Annotated in this window: 17 protein-coding genes; all 17 read right to left on the bottom strand. The window is 31.7% G+C overall.

Annotated features, from left to right (window positions below; genetic code table 11):
* Positions 1 to 3: 3 nt before the first annotated feature.
* The 17 genes from CPAL_RS03440 to fliI all read right to left on the bottom strand — a co-directional run bounded on the left by CPAL_RS03440 (position 4) and on the right by fliI (position 15,396).
* On the bottom strand, positions 4 to 873 hold the full coding sequence (locus tag CPAL_RS03440) for a MinD/ParA family protein (RefSeq protein WP_106024110.1): 870 nt from the start codon (positions 871 to 873) through the stop codon (positions 4 to 6).
* The gene (flhF, locus tag CPAL_RS03435) at positions 867 to 1,988 is read right to left on the bottom strand and encodes a flagellar biosynthesis GTPase FlhF (protein ID WP_061857331.1); all 1,122 of its coding nucleotides are present in this window, start codon (positions 1,986 to 1,988) and stop codon (positions 867 to 869) included. The genes CPAL_RS03440 and flhF overlap by 7 nt, the downstream gene beginning before the upstream one ends.
* Positions 1,988 to 4,009, bottom strand: a complete 2,022-nt coding sequence (gene flhA, locus CPAL_RS03430) for a flagellar biosynthesis protein FlhA (protein ID WP_061857596.1) — start codon at positions 4,007 to 4,009, stop codon at positions 1,988 to 1,990. Before flhA ends, flhF begins: the two co-directional genes overlap by 1 nt.
* Positions 4,010 to 4,069: 60 nt before the next feature.
* On the bottom strand, positions 4,070 to 5,902 hold the full coding sequence (locus tag CPAL_RS03425; RefSeq protein WP_106024109.1) for a fused FliR family export protein/FlhB family type III secretion system protein: 1,833 nt from the start codon (positions 5,900 to 5,902) through the stop codon (positions 4,070 to 4,072).
* 12 nt (positions 5,903 to 5,914) lie between these two features.
* Positions 5,915 to 6,184, bottom strand: coding sequence for a flagellar biosynthetic protein FliQ (locus tag CPAL_RS03420; RefSeq protein ID WP_061857329.1), 270 nt, complete (start codon positions 6,182 to 6,184; stop codon positions 5,915 to 5,917).
* A 10-nt stretch (positions 6,185 to 6,194) separates the two neighbouring features.
* The gene (gene fliP, locus CPAL_RS03415) at positions 6,195 to 6,965 is read right to left on the bottom strand and encodes a flagellar type III secretion system pore protein FliP (protein ID WP_061857328.1); all 771 of its coding nucleotides are present in this window, start codon (positions 6,963 to 6,965) and stop codon (positions 6,195 to 6,197) included.
* Positions 6,962 to 7,318, bottom strand: coding sequence for a flagellar biosynthetic protein FliO (locus tag CPAL_RS03410; protein WP_106024108.1), 357 nt, complete (start codon positions 7,316 to 7,318; stop codon positions 6,962 to 6,964). The genes fliP and CPAL_RS03410 overlap by 4 nt, the downstream gene beginning before the upstream one ends.
* A 14-nt stretch (positions 7,319 to 7,332) precedes the next feature.
* Positions 7,333 to 7,812 (bottom strand): flagellar basal body-associated FliL family protein, encoded by a 480-nt coding sequence (locus CPAL_RS03405; protein WP_061857326.1) that lies wholly within the window; start codon positions 7,810 to 7,812, stop codon positions 7,333 to 7,335.
* 1 nt (position 7,813) lies between these two features.
* On the bottom strand, positions 7,814 to 8,542 hold the full coding sequence (locus CPAL_RS03400; RefSeq protein WP_061857325.1) for an OmpA family protein: 729 nt from the start codon (positions 8,540 to 8,542) through the stop codon (positions 7,814 to 7,816).
* Entirely contained in the window at positions 8,535 to 9,344 is an 810-nt protein-coding gene (locus CPAL_RS03395; RefSeq protein WP_061857324.1) for a motility protein A, read from the bottom strand. Before CPAL_RS03395 ends, CPAL_RS03400 begins: the two co-directional genes overlap by 8 nt.
* A 13-nt stretch (positions 9,345 to 9,357) precedes the next feature.
* Positions 9,358 to 9,549, bottom strand: a complete 192-nt coding sequence (locus CPAL_RS03390; protein ID WP_061857323.1) for a flagellar FlbD family protein — start codon at positions 9,547 to 9,549, stop codon at positions 9,358 to 9,360.
* A 119-nt stretch (positions 9,550 to 9,668) separates the two neighbouring features.
* Positions 9,669 to 10,712, bottom strand: coding sequence for a flagellar hook-basal body complex protein (locus tag CPAL_RS03385; RefSeq protein WP_106024107.1), 1,044 nt, complete (start codon positions 10,710 to 10,712; stop codon positions 9,669 to 9,671).
* 114 nt (positions 10,713 to 10,826) lie between these two features.
* The gene (locus tag CPAL_RS03380; RefSeq protein WP_061857321.1) at positions 10,827 to 11,216 is read right to left on the bottom strand and encodes a TIGR02530 family flagellar biosynthesis protein; all 390 of its coding nucleotides are present in this window, start codon (positions 11,214 to 11,216) and stop codon (positions 10,827 to 10,829) included.
* A gap of 19 nt (positions 11,217 to 11,235) precedes the next feature.
* Entirely contained in the window at positions 11,236 to 11,931 is a 696-nt protein-coding gene (locus CPAL_RS03375) for a flagellar hook assembly protein FlgD (RefSeq protein WP_106024106.1), read from the bottom strand.
* A gap of 12 nt (positions 11,932 to 11,943) precedes the next feature.
* Entirely contained in the window at positions 11,944 to 13,581 is a 1,638-nt protein-coding gene (locus CPAL_RS03370) for a flagellar hook-length control protein FliK (RefSeq protein ID WP_242976280.1), read from the bottom strand.
* 18 nt (positions 13,582 to 13,599) lie between these two features.
* Positions 13,600 to 14,037 carry a flagellar export protein FliJ gene (fliJ, locus tag CPAL_RS03365; protein ID WP_061857318.1) on the bottom strand — a complete coding sequence of 146 codons (438 nt, stop codon included), beginning with the start codon at positions 14,035 to 14,037 and terminating at the stop codon, positions 13,600 to 13,602.
* A 33-nt stretch (positions 14,038 to 14,070) separates the two neighbouring features.
* Positions 14,071 to 15,396: a flagellar protein export ATPase FliI gene (gene fliI / locus CPAL_RS03360; RefSeq protein WP_420535961.1), complete on the bottom strand. Its 1,326-nt coding sequence runs from the start codon at positions 15,394 to 15,396 to the stop codon at positions 14,071 to 14,073.
* Positions 15,397 to 15,415 lie beyond the last annotated feature (19 nt).

Below are 15,415 nucleotides of genomic sequence, written 5' to 3'. Positions count from 1 at the left end.
TCCTTATGAAAAGATAGTAAATATTTTTTTAAACAATCCTTGTATTCCCTCACCCTTTTGCCCTATATTTTCTCCGCATAGCTTTAATGCTATATTTCTAATATCTAAAGCTGCATCACATTCAGGGAAATTCACTGCAAGAGGTTTTTGCTTCCTTACAGACTGTATAAGTTTTCTATCTTCTGATATACTGCCAAGATGCTCTACTCTCATACTCAAAAATTTATTTACTACACTGCTAAACCTATTAAAAATTAATTCGCCTTCCTTAGCATCTATTACCCTATTCACTACGATCTTTGCTGTATTCCTAAGGTTAAAATGATTAACAACTTTAATAAGGCTATAGGCATCTGTCAAAGCTGTAGGTTCTGGAGTTGTAACTATAATAAGCTCTTCACAACATTTTATAAATCCAAGAACAGTTCTATTTATTCCAGCTCCTGTATCCATTAATATAAAATCGAATCCTTTTAAAGCACTTAACTTGTTAAGGAACTCACTTCTTCTTTTCTCATCTATCTCATCTACTTTATTAATGCCTGTACCTCCTGGTAGAAGCTTCACTCCAAAAGGTCCTTCTATTATAACATCCTCTATTTTCTTATTTTTAAATATTACATCATATACATTATACTTGGGTAAAAAGCCCATTAGAACATCATCATTACCCATTCCCACATCAGCATCAAAGATTAAAACAGATTTTCCCATCTTTTGAAGGGTAATGCCTAAATTCACAACAAAATTACTCTTACCTACTCCCCCTTTTCCAGAAGTCACTGTAATAATCTTTGCTTCATCTCCAGTTCTTTCAATATCTATACTTTTTTCTTTCACCAATTGCCTAAGTCTTTGAGCCTGGTCTAACATATAAGATCCTCTCCTAGTATAAGTCTGCTAATCTCCTCCGCAGTTAATTCTTTAAAATCATCTGGAACATTTTGTCCAGTAGTCACAAAGCTTAAAGGTTTCTCTGCACTATCTAAAATATTGAGTATGGATCCATAGGTAGTTGTTTCATCTAACTTGGTTATTATAACGTTATTGAAATTAAGGACCTTATACCCTTGTAAAATAGCATCTATATCCTTATTTTTTGTAGTACTGCTTATGACCATATATATATTCTTAGAATTAGCTTTTTGAACAAAAGAATTAAGTTCCGCAATTTGCATAGCATTTTTGCTATTTCTTCCTGTAGTATCTATTAAAATTACTTCACAGTCCTTCATACTCTCTAATGCGCTACCCATTTCCTTTACAGAAAATACAGCTTCAAAAGGTATAGACATTATATCAGCATAAGTACTTAGTTGTTCTACTGCTCCAATCCTATATGTATCCACAGTTATAAGTCCAACCTTTTTCTTTTCTATAAGAGCAAGTTTTCCTGCAATCTTTGCTATAGTAGTAGTTTTTCCTACTCCTGTAGGGCCCACAAACACTACTGGCCCCTCCATATTCGAATGAGATATGTTTATCATATCTTCGATTGCAATTTTAACTTTCTCCTCTTCTTCAATACTTTCATCCATATCTCTGACCCTTGTTAATATTTTTTTTATTACCCTTTCATTTAAGCCACTTTCCTCCAAAGTTTTATATAGTTTGCTTTTATTTAAATCTGTTGTAGTAATCGCAGTTTGGCTTATATTGGCTATCATCTCTTTCATCTGTTGCATTTCTGCTAAAATCTCATCCTTAGGAAAATATTTTTCATCATAAACTTTATCTTTTGTGCTTGGACTCTTTTTCTCCATAACCTTTTTTATGGCATCTATACTATTTTTCATATTTTCATCTATGTCGCTTTTTTTACTATCAACAGCTGCTGTAACTTCTAAAATCTTTGGGGAAAACAGCCCTCTTAATCCAGGTCTTTTTATCTTTCTCTGACTTATTATTATTGCATCTTTACCTAATTCCTGCCTTATCCTATCCATAGCTTCATTCATGCTGGTAACAACATACTTCTTAACTATCATTAGCAAGTCACAACTCCTTCAGTTCTAATTTCTACATCATTTGGTACTTCATTTAAAGATATTATTGTTAAATTAGGAAATACCATTTCAGTAAGTTTTCTAAATGCTGGTCTTACCTTAGGGGAAACTAAAATTACAGGCTGGTTCTCATAAAAATGCACAGTGTCTATAATATTTTTTATGGATTCAAATATTTTTCCTGTAGTTTCTGGATCAACTGCTGGGAATGAACCCTGCATAGATTTTTGAATATTATTTCCTATTATCTCTTCTAGCTCTGGCGAAAGTATAGCTACTGTAATTACTCCATTTTCATCAACTAAAGGGTTGCAAATATTTCTTGCAAGTGCAAACCTTACGTATTCTGTAAGCACTTCTATATCCTTTGTATTCCTTGAATTATCAGCTAAAGACTCCAATATTGTTACCATGTCTTTTATTGGTACTTTTTCTCTTAAAAGATTCTGAAGAACCTTCTGAACTTCTCCTATAGTCATTAAGTCAGGAATAAGCTCTTCCACGACAGTATTGTATTTTTCTTTTACTGTATCCAATATTAATTTTGTTTCCTGTCTTCCGAGCAATTCGTAAGAATGAGCTTTTATGGTTTCTGTTAAGTGAGTAACCATAACAGTGGTAGGATCTACTACTGTTAATCCCTTAATCTCTGCTTCTTCTCTTTGATCATTATTTATCCATAATGCAGGTAAATTGAAGGTTGGCTCAATTGTTCTAATTCCCTGAAGTTCTATGTTTTCTCCAGTAGGATCCATGCAAAGAAGCATATTTGGCATAAGTTCACCTTTTGCTATAACAGTGCCCCTTATTTTTATTACATACTCATTTGTCTTTAACTGCAAATTATCTCTTATTCTTATAGGTTGAACTATAATTCCCATTTCAATAGCACATTGGCGTCGTACAGAAGCAATTCTCTGAAGAAGATCTCCTCCTGACGCCTCATCTGCAAGTGGAATTAAGCCATACCCTATTTCTATTTCCATTGGTTCCACAGAAATTAGGCTCGTCACATTCTCAGGCTCTCTTCTCTCTGTTTCAATAAGTTCTTCTTGTTCTGTCTGAATCTGTTGAATAATTTGCTCCTTTTCATCTTTATATAAAAGGTATGCACTTAATCCTGTAGCAACTGCCAATATAAGAAAAGCCATCTTAGGTAGTCCAGGTATAAGTCCTAAAAATAAAAGCATTGCAGAAGCAACTGCTAAGACCTTAGGAAAACCTGTTAATTGTTTTACCAGTAAGTTACCAAAATTCTCACTTGCAGAAGAACGAGTTACCAATATACCTGAGGCAGTAGATATCAAAAGAGCAGGTATCTGGGATACAAGGCCATCACCTACAGTAAGTTTTATATAAGTTTCAGCAGCATCACTAGCAGACATTCCTTTCATAATAACTCCAATTATGATTCCTGCAACAATATTTATAATGGTAATAATAATTCCTGCTATGGCATCTCCTTTTACGAATTTTGAAGCACCATCCATTGCTCCATAAAAATTTGCCTCTTCTTGAATCTTTTCACGCCTCTGCCTTGCTTCAACTTCTGATATAAGTCCTGCATTTAAATCCGCATCTATACTCATCTGCTTCCCAGGCATAGCGTCCAATGTAAATCTTGCAGATACTTCAGATACTCTGCCTGCACCATTAGTAATTACAACAAATTGAATAACTACTATAATTAAAAATATAATTATTCCAACTACATAATTATCTCCAGTAACAAAGTTACCAAAGGTCTCAATTATTTTTCCTGCATATGCATCTTTTAATATAAGCCTTGTAGAAGATATATTAAGTCCTAATCTAAACAAGGTGGTTATTAAAAGAAGAGTTGGAAATACTGAAAATTGCAGTACCTCTGTTGTAAACATAGTTAATAACAAAGTAATTGTAGCAATAGTTATATTAAAAGCTATAAAAACATCTAAAAGCGTAGTTGGCATAGGTATAATTATCATCATAACTATTCCCATAACCCCAAAGGCTACTGCCATATCCAAATAATTTTTTGCATTGAGTTTTAGTTTTCTACCACTTTCCAAAACATTCACCCTCTATTTTCTTCTTCTCAGTTTATATACTAGTGCTAAAATTTCAGCTACAGCTTGATACATTTCTGAAGGAATTTCCCTTTCTAATTCTACTTCGTTAAATATTAATCTTGCTAAAGGCTTATTCTCTATAATTGGTACACCACTTTCTTTTGCAATTTCCTTAATTTTTATTGCCACGTACCCACTCCCTTTTGCAACAAGAACAGGAGCATTATTCTTCCCCTCTTCATACTTTAAAGCTACTGCAATATGGGTAGGGTTTGTAATTACAACAGAAGCATTTGGAACACTTTGCATCATTCTTCTTGCAGCAATTTCTCTTTGCTTCTGTTTTATCTTTCCTTTTACCTGAGGATCTCCTTCCATCTGCTTAAATTCCTCTTTTACTTCCTGCTTTGTCATCCTCATATCTCTCTTAAATTGAAACTTTTGATAAACAAAATCTAGTATTGCTATAACTGCCATAACTAAAGCTATTCTAAAAAATACATTAGAAGCCAACTTTAAAAAGGTGGTTATAATTATGGGGAATTTTAAATTCCCCATAGTTAAGACTTTTCTAAAATTGCTTTTTAAAAATTCATAGCCTACAAATCCTACTATTGAAATTACAGCAATGTCTTTAATAAGTTCAATTACAGTTCTAGTAGAAAACATTCTTTTAAATCCATTTATAGGATTTATCTTAGAAAACTGAGGCTTCAATGGTTCTGTTGTATTTATATATCCCGTTTGAAGGAAACTTGCTGCTATTCCCATAATCATAATAGGCAATACAACAGGGAAAAAAACCATAGCAAATCTTAACATAATAGTAAAAATAATTGATTGTAAAGTATCTGCATTTAGCTCCAAATTTAAATATCCAGTAAAAAATTCTATAATATCTTCCTTAAAAGAATTCACAACATACTCCCCTAAAGTTGTTAAAATAATAGTCGAAACTAATAAAGTAATGGCATTTCCAATCTCCTTACTTCTTGGAACTTGACCTTTTTTCTTTGCTTCACTCAGTTTATGAGGAGTAGCTTCTTCTGTTTTATCATCTGATGCAAAGATTATAACTAAAGGTATTAGCTTATAAAGTTGCCTTATAGCACTTGGTATATCATCAAAAGCATTAATAAACATATTATAAAACACTGGAAGACATAGACATAAAACTGTTAAACCTAGTAAAATTTTTACTGGAAGACCTAAAATCATTATATTTAACTGTGGAACAGTCTTAGCCATAAGTCCCATAGTTAAATCTGCTAATATAATAATCAATACTATAGGTATTGCTATTCTCAAACCTAATTCAAAATATTTAATAAAAACTTCTATAATAAACATAGGGCTTTTTTGAGATAAAATAAATTTTCCTAATGGTATAATTTTAAGACTTTCTACTAATACTTTAATAAGCATATGATGTCCATCTACTATTAAAAAGGCTATTAAACTAAACCAATAGAGAATTCTCTCTATTAAAGTTACATTACCTTCAGAGCTTGGATCGAACATAGACATCATTGAAAATCCAACTTGCATATCCATCAAGGACCCTGCTATCCTTATACAATAAAAGCATAAACTTGTAATAAATCCGAAGGTAAGCCCTGTGCTTATTTCACTTAAGCAATATATTATTAATTGAAAGTTGCTATTTATACTACTTAAGTGTGAATAATCAATTATTGGTAATAATATAAAAGCTATTATTACACTAAACATAATCTTCAATATTTGGGGTGTTCCTTTAGGGAAAAATACAGGAACGACTATCACAAATGAAGACATTCTAAGAAAAATTAATAAAAATGCTGTAAAAAAGGTTAGATCAATCAAAGTTCACCCCACCTAATTAGTCAAGTTAGCTATAATGGCAAATATTCTCTCAGCAAACCCAACAACTGTTTGATTTATAAACTTAGCTGTAATAAGTCCTACTACTGCCACCCCAATAAGTTTAGGAACAAAGGTCAAAGTTTGCTCCTGTATTTGAGTAGTTGCTTGAAATATGCTTATTACAAGCCCTATTACTATGGATACAATTAAAATAGGTGCTGCTGCTAAAATTCCTGTTGAAATTGCATCTTTTAATATACCCATTACCATATCTTCACTCATTCATATCACCTCACGAAAATCCCAAAACTAACGACTTTGTTAGAAGATACCATCCGTCTACCATTACAAACAACAATATTTTAAAAGGTAGTGATATCATAACTGGCGGCAGCATAAACATTCCCATAGACATCAAAATACTTGCCACCACAATATCTATTATTAAAAAAGGTACATATATCAAGAATCCAATAGTAAACGCTGTTTTAAGTTCACTTATTATAAAAGCGGGAATTACTGCCTTAAGTGGGGCATTGTCTTTAGTTATTTTAGATTTATCAGCCTTAGAAATATCCAAAAACAACTCTAAATCCTTTTCTCTCGTTTCCTTCAACATAAATTTACGTATCGGTTTTGATGCTCTTTCTAAGGCTTGCTGCTGATTTATCTTATTTTCTAAGAATGGCTTGACTGCCTCACTATTAATAGTATTGTAAGTTGGATACATTATAAATATAGTAAGAAAAAGAGCAAGTCCAACTAATACTTGATTTGGAGGAGATTGCTGAGTTCCTAAAGCATTTCTTGTAAATCCTAAAACTACAATTATTCTAGTAAAACTAGTCATCATTACTAAGAATGAAGGTAAAACTGAAAGTACAGTAAGAACCATAAGTAGCTTTATATTATCTACATAATCCTTTGGAGAGCTTGCACCATCTATCGAAATATCAATTTTAGGAACTGGTAAAGTTTCTGGAGCTGCATATGCCTTTACTCCTGCTAAAAACATAATTACAAATATAATTAAACCCATTAATAAGACTTTATTTTTTTTCATTTATTATCTTCCTTTTTTACCATAAGTTTAGATACTACTTCTTTAAAGTTGCCATATTGCTGAATTTTATTATCTTTTTCAATTTCACTAAGTTCTAAATCACTAAGTTTCATTAATATTTCCACTCTTCCCTGAGCCGAAGAAATTACATAGCCCCTTTCACCTATTTTCACAACTAAAAGACAGTTATCCTTTGTCAAAGGTAATCTATCCAATATTCTCATATGTTTACCACTTTGCATTTCTTGAAGCTTAGCTCCTCCATACTTAAAAAACAAATATATTAAAAATATTATGAATGGTAAAAATACTACTACCTTAAAGAACATTATTATAGTTTCTTTGGTTTCCATATTAAACATCCCTACTATTGAACAATTATTTCATAGAAATATACATCCAAAATCTGTCCTTTTGTTAAAAGGGGATTAATCTTATTCTTAATTTCCTCTTTCATCTTTTCAACTCCAGCCTCTGAGAAATCTTCTGGCTTTTTTGATCTTAACACAGTATTAACAGCATCTCTTAAAATAGCTTTATTATTTTCTAACTCTGCTTGTAACTCCTTATTTTCTTTAACATCAGCATATCCTACATATATCTGTGTTTTTAGATATCTTGAAGTCCCATCTGATTTTAGATTTACTAGAAATTCATCTAAAGAAAATGTTTTTTGTGTTATACCTGTACTAACAGGCTTAATATAAGTTTCAGTAGTTTTATCTTTATAGGCTATATAATATCCTGCAAAAATTCCACCACCTAAAAGGATTATTGATAATAGTACTATTATAGCTACCTTTAAAACATTTCCTTTTGAAGTTGTTTTCTTTTCTCCATCTGCCATATTACTTATTCTCCTTTTCACTTGCTACAATTAATATATTAACTCTTCTATTTTTCGCCTTGTTGGCATATGTAGTATTTGGAACTATAGGTCTATGTTCCCCATACCCTGCCGCTTGAAATCTTTTAGGATTCATTCCTTTACTTTCAACAAAATACTTTAATACATTAACAGCTCTTTGAGTAGATAATTCCCAGTTGCTTTCAAACTGATAATTATGAATAGGTACATTGTCTGTATGCCCTTCTACAATTATTTCATTTGGAATAGATGCTATGAGTTTAGCAATTTTATCTAAAACTTGTTTACTAGGCTCCTTTAAATCTGCTTTTCCAGTATCAAACAATACATTATCTTTTAATTCGATTATAATTCCCTTAGAATCTCTCTTTATTTCAGCTATATTTTCAAGATCATTTGATTTAACAAAGCTCTTAACCTTATCATACATTCCTCTGTTTTCTCCTCCTTGTTGAGGAGCTAAATCTTGAGGGGGCCCTACAATAGGAACTTCTCCATTGCTATTAAATTCTAAAATACTATCACCAGCTTCACCAGTAAAAACAGATTGTATAGAATTAGTCATCTTTTGAAATTTTATAGCATCTATATTTGAGTAGGAATATAACAAAACGAAAAAAGTTAAAACCAAAGTAATTGTATCTGCATAAGTAGCTAGCCATGCCTCTGTATTGATTTCGTCGCCTTCTCTTTTTTTTCGTTTAGACATCTGCTCCCACCTCACTAGCTGCTTGCACTTCATAATATTTTTTCTTATCTAAAGGATTTAAATAAGATACTAGCTTTTCTTCTACAATCCTTGGATTAACTCCTGACTGTATTGCAAGTACACCTTCTAACATCATTTCTCTTGCAGTAGTCTCCCTACTACTTTTGTAGTTCAAATTTGATGCCATAGGATTCATGATCAAATTGGCAATAAGAGAACCATAATAGGTTGTTATAAGTGCTTTTCCCATACCTGGTCCAAGAGATGATGGATCATTAAGATTTGCAAGCATTTGAATTAATCCTATAAGAGTACCAAGCATACCAAAAGCTGGTGCATAAGCAGCCCAGGATCTTAGCATATCTGAACCGTCCTTATGTCTTTTTTCCATCTCGCTTATCTCTAGCTCCAAGATTTCTCTTATAGTTTCAGGTTCAATTCCATCTACCACCATTTGAAGGCCTTTCTTTAAAAATTCATCCTCTATCTTATCAATATCATCTTCAAGGGATAATAATCCCTCACGTCTAGCTTTTTTAGACAGCTCTCCAAATTCACTAATTATAGATAATCCATCCATACTGCTATCTTTAAAGGATTGTATTAGAACTTTAACCATTCTTTTAAACTCATTTAAAGGATAATTGATTAGTAAAGCACTAAAGGATCCTCCTACGGTAATTGCTATTGATGGTAAGTCATAAAACATTTTAAATGTTCCTCCACCGCTTAGCATACCGTAAACCATAAGTCCACTACCTGCTAGTAGTCCTACAAGAGTTAGCATATCTTGTCTTTTCATTATAAATTGCCTCCTATAAACCCAATGTAAAAATCTTTCTCTTGTATTCTATAACTCTATTTATAACTTCTTGTGGTGTTTCAAGCACAATGTACTTTTTGCCATTGGTAAGGGTTATTATAGTCTCTGGAACCTGTTCTATCTTTTCAATATGGTCTGAATTTAAATACATTTTCTTATTATTTAAGCCTGTCACATTTATCATAACAACCCTCCACTTTTAAATTGACAATTTAGAATTGACAATGACTTAAAGAAATTCTTGAAAAATTTCTTTAAATCATTTGTCAATTTTTTATTATACATTGTCAATTGTTGTAATCATTATCTCTTAAGATTAATAATATCCTGTAAAATTTCATCTGCTGTACTAATTGTTTTGCTGGCTGCTTGGAAGGCCCTTGTGCTTACTATCATATCTGTGAATTGTTCTGCAAGATCAACATTTGACATTTCAAGACACCCACTAACAATATCTCCATAAGCATTACTGTTGTCAAAATCTTCTGCACCTACTCCACTTCTCACTATTGCATCTCCTGAGTTTGCTGTATTTTTATAAAGATTATTACCTACTTTTTCAAGTCCAGCTGGATTAGTAAAAGATGCCATAGCAATTTGTCCAAGAGCTGTAACGCTTCCATCCTCCAATACAGCTTTTATAACTCCGTCTTTTTCAATTGAAAAACTGGTTACTCTTAAAGTTTCTCCATCCTTTAACACAGTATCAGGTATTCTAAGAGGAACAAGTGTTTCGCCTGCCATAAATCCCTCATCATTAGGATCAACAAAATTTACAGTAGGTTGTCCTTTTTCATCAACTGCACCATAATCTATGCTAGGACCACTATTATCACTTGAAATAAAATATCCTAATACTCTATATCCATCTGACGTTAATAGATTTCCCTTACTGTCTCTAACAAGAGCTCCATCTCTTGTATAACTTATGTTCATTCCATTACTTTCTAAAATCTTATGTTGTTCCTCAAAATCTGTATCTTCTCCACCAATTATTACCGCTGTATCATTGTCCTCCGGAAATGGTCCTTTACCAACTATAAGATATCCTTCACCATCTATTGCAACATCTAAGTTTCTACTAGTAGGCTGCAACGTACCTTGAGTTACTAATGTGTCTATTCCTGCAACCTGCACTCCAATACCTACTTGTTTTGAATTTACACCACCTTGAGTTCTTCCTGGTGCTGTAGCATCTGAAATAGTTTGACTTAGCATATCCTGAAATCTTACTCTAGAACCTTTAAAAGCAGTAGTTCCTACATTAGCAATATTATTGCCTGTTACATCAAGCTTTGTTTGATTAACTTTCATTCCGCTTATTCCTGCATACATAGATCTTAGCATTTTGATTACCCCCAACTCTTTCTATTAAAATTTTTATGTTTTCAAATATTTTTATGAATTCATTTGCTCTGACTCTGTCTTTCATCAGAGTTTGGCTTCCTTTCGGTCCAGCCTCTATAACAGCACTACGCTGTCTATATTCGTAAACACATTTCCTTTTGATTCATCTCTATCAACTGCTGTTATTATAGTTCTGTTCTTTATACTTGCAACTAATGCTACATCTTTATAAAGAATTAAAGAATCTCTTGCTCCTTTTTCACTTGCCATATTAATTCCTTTATTTATACTGTTCATGTCTTCTTCAGTAAATCTTATATTCCTATCTTCAAGCCTTTTTGCAGCATGATTTGATATTATAAAATTAGAACTTTTATCAATTTCCTTTTTTAGAATTTCTTCAAATGTACTAGAACTATTTTTATTTGAAATTTGTTCACTTCTAGTACTATGAGGAAAATTTCCAATGGGATATAATTTGCCATTTATCACTCTATAACCCATAGATATCACCTAAAATCATCTATTCTTTTACCTTTACTACATCATTATAATAAAATTCTTTTTCTTCTCCACTGTCTTCAAGTCTAACCTTCAATTTAATGCCATCTGATGTTCTAAAAGCTTCAATTACAGTTCCTGAATAATTTTCTGTAGTATCACCTGATTTTACACTTAACTCAACCTGCTTATTAACTAAATTAGATGCTAGCATAAAATTCATGTTGCTATTTGTATATGATATGTTATCAATCAAATATAGAAGCATTTCTGACTTATAATCTCCAATATCCAAAACTTCAGACACATCATTAAAGGAGAATTTTTTTTCTTCATATCCTATTAGTTTATCTCCTTCATATTTTCCTACTTTTACAGTCAGATTAATTTCATCTCCATCTCTAGCTACATTCACTACAGTTCCACCGTATTGCCTTCCATTTCCATCATAGACATCTAAAGCCACAGTTTTTCCTACAAGATTGGTTGCGGAATTAAAACTCATAGTATTATTTAAGTTTGTCATTTGTTCAAGGCTTGTAAATTGAGCTAACTGAGATACATAGGCTGTAGAATCTTTTGCATTCATAGGGTCTTGATTAGTTAATTCTGCAGTTAAAATTTTTAAAAATGCATTTTTATCCATCTCTTGACCCTTTTTTACTATTTTAGTGCCTCGTTCTGTTGCAGTTTGTGATGATAAAACTGGATCTATCATAAGTTTACCTCCTTATACAAAGACATTTACACCATTCTCTTCATCTAATAATGAAGTATCTTCAATCACGCTATCGTCATCTACAGCTATAACTCTTCCTGAATTTTTCTTGCTGTTAAACTGCCTGTCCCTTTCACTGCTGTTTTCTCTACTAAAAAATGTAGTATCTCCATTATAAATATCAACGGTAAAGTTTTGTATTTTTATTTGCTGATGGCTTAACTTTTCATTTAAATCCTGAATATTTAAATTTATAAGGTTATATGCATCTTTATTAGATGCAGTAATATTAGCCTTCATAATTCCATTTTCCATAGTAATTTTAATAGTAACTTCTCCAAGTTCTTTTGGCATTATCTTTACTGTCATCTGTTTTATATCATTTAGCTCCATATATTTTACAGACTTAATTATATCGTTAACTAAAGTATCTCTATTAATTACAATATTCTCTGACTTGTTTATGAACACAGTATCAGCAGATTTTGTAATATGACTCATAAGATTCATTACCCTATCAAACTTATAATCTGTATCCTTTTCATTTCCCAAAGCTAAATTTTTTAATAATCTATCCTCTTTACTTTCTAAGGTAGATAAGCTGTGCTCTTTTTTATCTTGATTTACATTTGTTTTATTTGCAGAGAACTTAGATATTGATGATGCAGTTTTTTCAAATAGCTTTTCCTTAATCTTGTCCATAACTTCTTCATAAGGTCTAATTGAAGGATTTTCATTACTTAATAATGACTTTTCTTTAATCCATTCTTTTTGTATATTTTCTAAAGATTCTCCAATTGCCTCTTGTACAGCAATTTTTACATCATCAACTTTTATTTCTTCCTTATTGAGCATATTCTGCTCCACAGCATTATTTAATGCATTCTTTATAGAATTTTTTATATCTTGTACAAGCTTTTCTATTGCTGATTCATCATTTATAAAATTCAATTTAGTGTAAACATTAGTTAAATTATCACTGTTAATATTTAAATTGCTGTTGCTTATACCAAATAAATTTTCAGAATTATTTAAGAAGATTTCATTATTTAGTTTTTCATTTACCCCTTTTTCAACAAGCCCTTCAAAAAACTTAGCAGTTATAGCACTTGAAATTCTATCTATTATTTTTGAGCTTTTTTTAGCATCATCTAAATTGTTTATGCTATCATCCTTAGATTTACTCATCAATGTTTGAAGTTCACTCATTAAAATATTTTCAGCATTTTCACTATTCAAAAATATTTCAGCAGTATTATCAGACAAAGATTCACCATGAATATTAGTATCAATACCAATATCACTAAGTAATTCCTTTATTTTTTCATCATCAAAAACTTTATCTAATATCTGCATTATTTCATTAGTGTGTAAATAAAAAATCTGCTCTGTAGATACATATAGTTTATCTAAATCACTATTTAAATCTTTATCTAATTCTTCATATAAATCCTCTTTTATATTCTTATCTGTAGAAGTTCTTTTCAAGCTGTTAAACTTGGACTTTAAATTTAGCTTGTCTAGCATATTTTTAAAATCTGTATTTTCAGTTTTATTTTGATTACAATTAGTGACATTATTTTGCGGCATGCTAGCAGCAGCATTATTAATGCCAAAATTAGTACTTATATTCATACTTGAATTGCTCATAACTCCACCTCCTTTCTATTATTTAACTCCTAAATTTCTTATATATCCATAAAGAGCAAATTCATCATTAGCATTCTGTTCTCTTAGATTTTGCTCTTTAATATAAGCTTGTTTCTGTTTATCCCTTAAAATCTCTACAGTTTTTCTTTCAATTTGCCTACTTTTTAGCAATTCTCTTTTTCTCTCTAAAATTTCCACCTTTTTTTCAAGTTCTATACTAGTTTCATCTATATTAAATTTTAGTGCATTGCAATAGTTCTGCCTTATCTTTCTTTCAACAGCACTACAATTCAAATCAAACTTAGAATATTTATCATAACTCTTTTGCAAAGTTTCTAATTTCTTTTCCACTAAATTCTTTTCATCTTGAGCAGCCTTAAATTCTCTTTTGCTCTCTTCTTCTTTTGCATATCTAATATCAAGAATCTTTTGAAGTCTAAAACTAAAACCAGACATATTAATTCCTCGATTCTATTTTAAACTGAGTTTTTATTTAAACATGTTTTTAAGTTTATTTATACTTTCATTAAAATCACTATGTTCATTTATGCCTTGTTTTAAATAATTAGTTATTTCATCGTAATATTGTATTGATAAGTCTACCTTTTTATTGCTTCCTTTAACATAAGCTCCTATATTAATTAAGTCTTCTGAATTCTTATATGTAGCTAGGAGGTCTCTTGCAAAAGATGCTGCTTTTTTATGTTCTTCATCAGCTATTTCTGACATAAGTCTGCTTACACTGCTTAAGATATCTATAGCTGGATAATGATTTTTAGCTGCTAAACTTCTTGATAGCACTATGTGCCCATCTAGTATACCTCTTACCGCATCTGCAATGGGTTCATTAAAATCATCTCCATCCACCAAGACCGTATAAAAGGCTGTTATGGAACCTTTATCAGACATTCCAGATCTCTCCATAAGCCTTGGAAGCATAGCAAACACTGAAGGAGTGTACCCCTTTGTTGCTGGAGGTTCTCCTATAGCAAGTCCTACCTCTCTTTGAGCCATAGCAAATCTAGTTACAGAGTCCATCATTAATATAACCTTTTTCCCTTTGTCTCTAAAATATTCAGCTATGGCTGTAGCTGTAAAAGCTCCTTTTAACCTTACTAAAGCAGGCTGATCGGAAGTAGCACACACTATAATAGACTTTTTTAGTCCTTCTTCGCCTAAATCTTTTTCTATAAAATCTAAAACTTCTCTTCCTCTTTCTCCAATTAGAGATATTACATTTACATCTGCTTTAGCTTCTCTTGCTATCATTCCTAAGGTTGTACTTTTCCCAACCCCGCTGCCAGCAAATATACCTATTCTTTGTCCTTCTCCACAGGTTAAAAATCCGTCTATAGCTCTTACTCCTGTTGCAATGGCCTCCTTTATTCTTCTTCTTTTAAGAGGATCTGGCGGAGCAGTATCCAAAGGATAATCCTCACCTGTTTTTAGCTTTTCGCCATTAAGAGGTCTTCCAAGTCCATCAAGGACTTTTCCAAATAATTCTTCAGAACATTTGGCGCTTAAAGGCTTTCTTAATGGAACAACTCTACACCCTGGTGCAATACCATTTAGCTCTCCTAAAGGCATTAAAATAACGTTATCCTCCTTAAATCCAACAACTTCACATGGTATAAGGTTATTTTTTTCATTATATATATCGCAAACTTCTCCAACAAATGCCTTTATACCTTCAACCTCTATGGTAAGTCCAATTACCTGTTTAACTATACCCTCTACATATTTAAAGTCGCATTCTCGGATTTTTTTTTGTATGCCTAAAAAATCTATTGATATGTCCACCAGTCTCTCCCCCATATTTCGCCAATACCTAATT

The sequence above is a fragment of the Clostridium thermopalmarium DSM 5974 genome (genome assembly GCF_002995795.1).
GTDB lineage: Bacteria > Bacillota > Clostridia > Clostridiales > Clostridiaceae > Clostridium_H > Clostridium_H thermopalmarium.
The sequence above is the reverse complement of the archived record's forward strand: the minus strand, read 5'-3'. Positions and strand labels throughout refer to the sequence as shown.

Coding starts and splice junctions, on each gene's coding strand:
- CPAL_RS03405 (WP_061857326.1), bottom strand. CDS start 7,812: ATGGCAGATGGAGAAAAGAAAACAACTTCAAAAGGAAATGTTTTAAAG.
- flhA (WP_061857596.1), bottom strand. CDS start 4,009: ATGGCAGTAGCCTTTGGGGTTATGGGAATAGTTATGATGATAATTATA.
- CPAL_RS03400 (WP_061857325.1), bottom strand. CDS start 8,542: ATGTCTAAACGAAAAAAAAGAGAAGGCGACGAAATCAATACAGAGGCA.
- CPAL_RS03370 (WP_242976280.1), bottom strand. CDS start 13,581: ATGAGCAATTCAAGTATGAATATAAGTACTAATTTTGGCATTAATAAT.
- CPAL_RS03410 (WP_106024108.1), bottom strand. CDS start 7,318: ATGGAAACCAAAGAAACTATAATAATGTTCTTTAAGGTAGTAGTATTT.
- CPAL_RS03385 (WP_106024107.1), bottom strand. CDS start 10,712: ATGCTAAGATCTATGTATGCAGGAATAAGCGGAATGAAAGTTAATCAA.
- fliI (WP_420535961.1), bottom strand. CDS start 15,396: ATGGGGGAGAGACTGGTGGACATATCAATAGATTTTTTAGGCATACAA.
- CPAL_RS03420 (WP_061857329.1), bottom strand. CDS start 6,184: ATGAGTGAAGATATGGTAATGGGTATATTAAAAGATGCAATTTCAACA.
- flhF (WP_061857331.1), bottom strand. CDS start 1,988: ATGATAGTTAAGAAGTATGTTGTTACCAGCATGAATGAAGCTATGGAT.
- CPAL_RS03375 (WP_106024106.1), bottom strand. CDS start 11,931: ATGATAGATCCAGTTTTATCATCACAAACTGCAACAGAACGAGGCACT.
- CPAL_RS03390 (WP_061857323.1), bottom strand. CDS start 9,549: ATGATAAATGTGACAGGCTTAAATAATAAGAAAATGTATTTAAATTCA.
- CPAL_RS03380 (WP_061857321.1), bottom strand. CDS start 11,216: ATGGGTTATAGAGTGATAAATGGCAAATTATATCCCATTGGAAATTTT.
- CPAL_RS03440 (WP_106024110.1), bottom strand. CDS start 873: ATGTTAGACCAGGCTCAAAGACTTAGGCAATTGGTGAAAGAAAAAAGT.
- CPAL_RS03395 (WP_061857324.1), bottom strand. CDS start 9,344: ATGAAAAGACAAGATATGCTAACTCTTGTAGGACTACTAGCAGGTAGT.
- fliP (WP_061857328.1), bottom strand. CDS start 6,965: ATGAAAAAAAATAAAGTCTTATTAATGGGTTTAATTATATTTGTAATT.
- fliJ (WP_061857318.1), bottom strand. CDS start 14,037: ATGTCTGGTTTTAGTTTTAGACTTCAAAAGATTCTTGATATTAGATAT.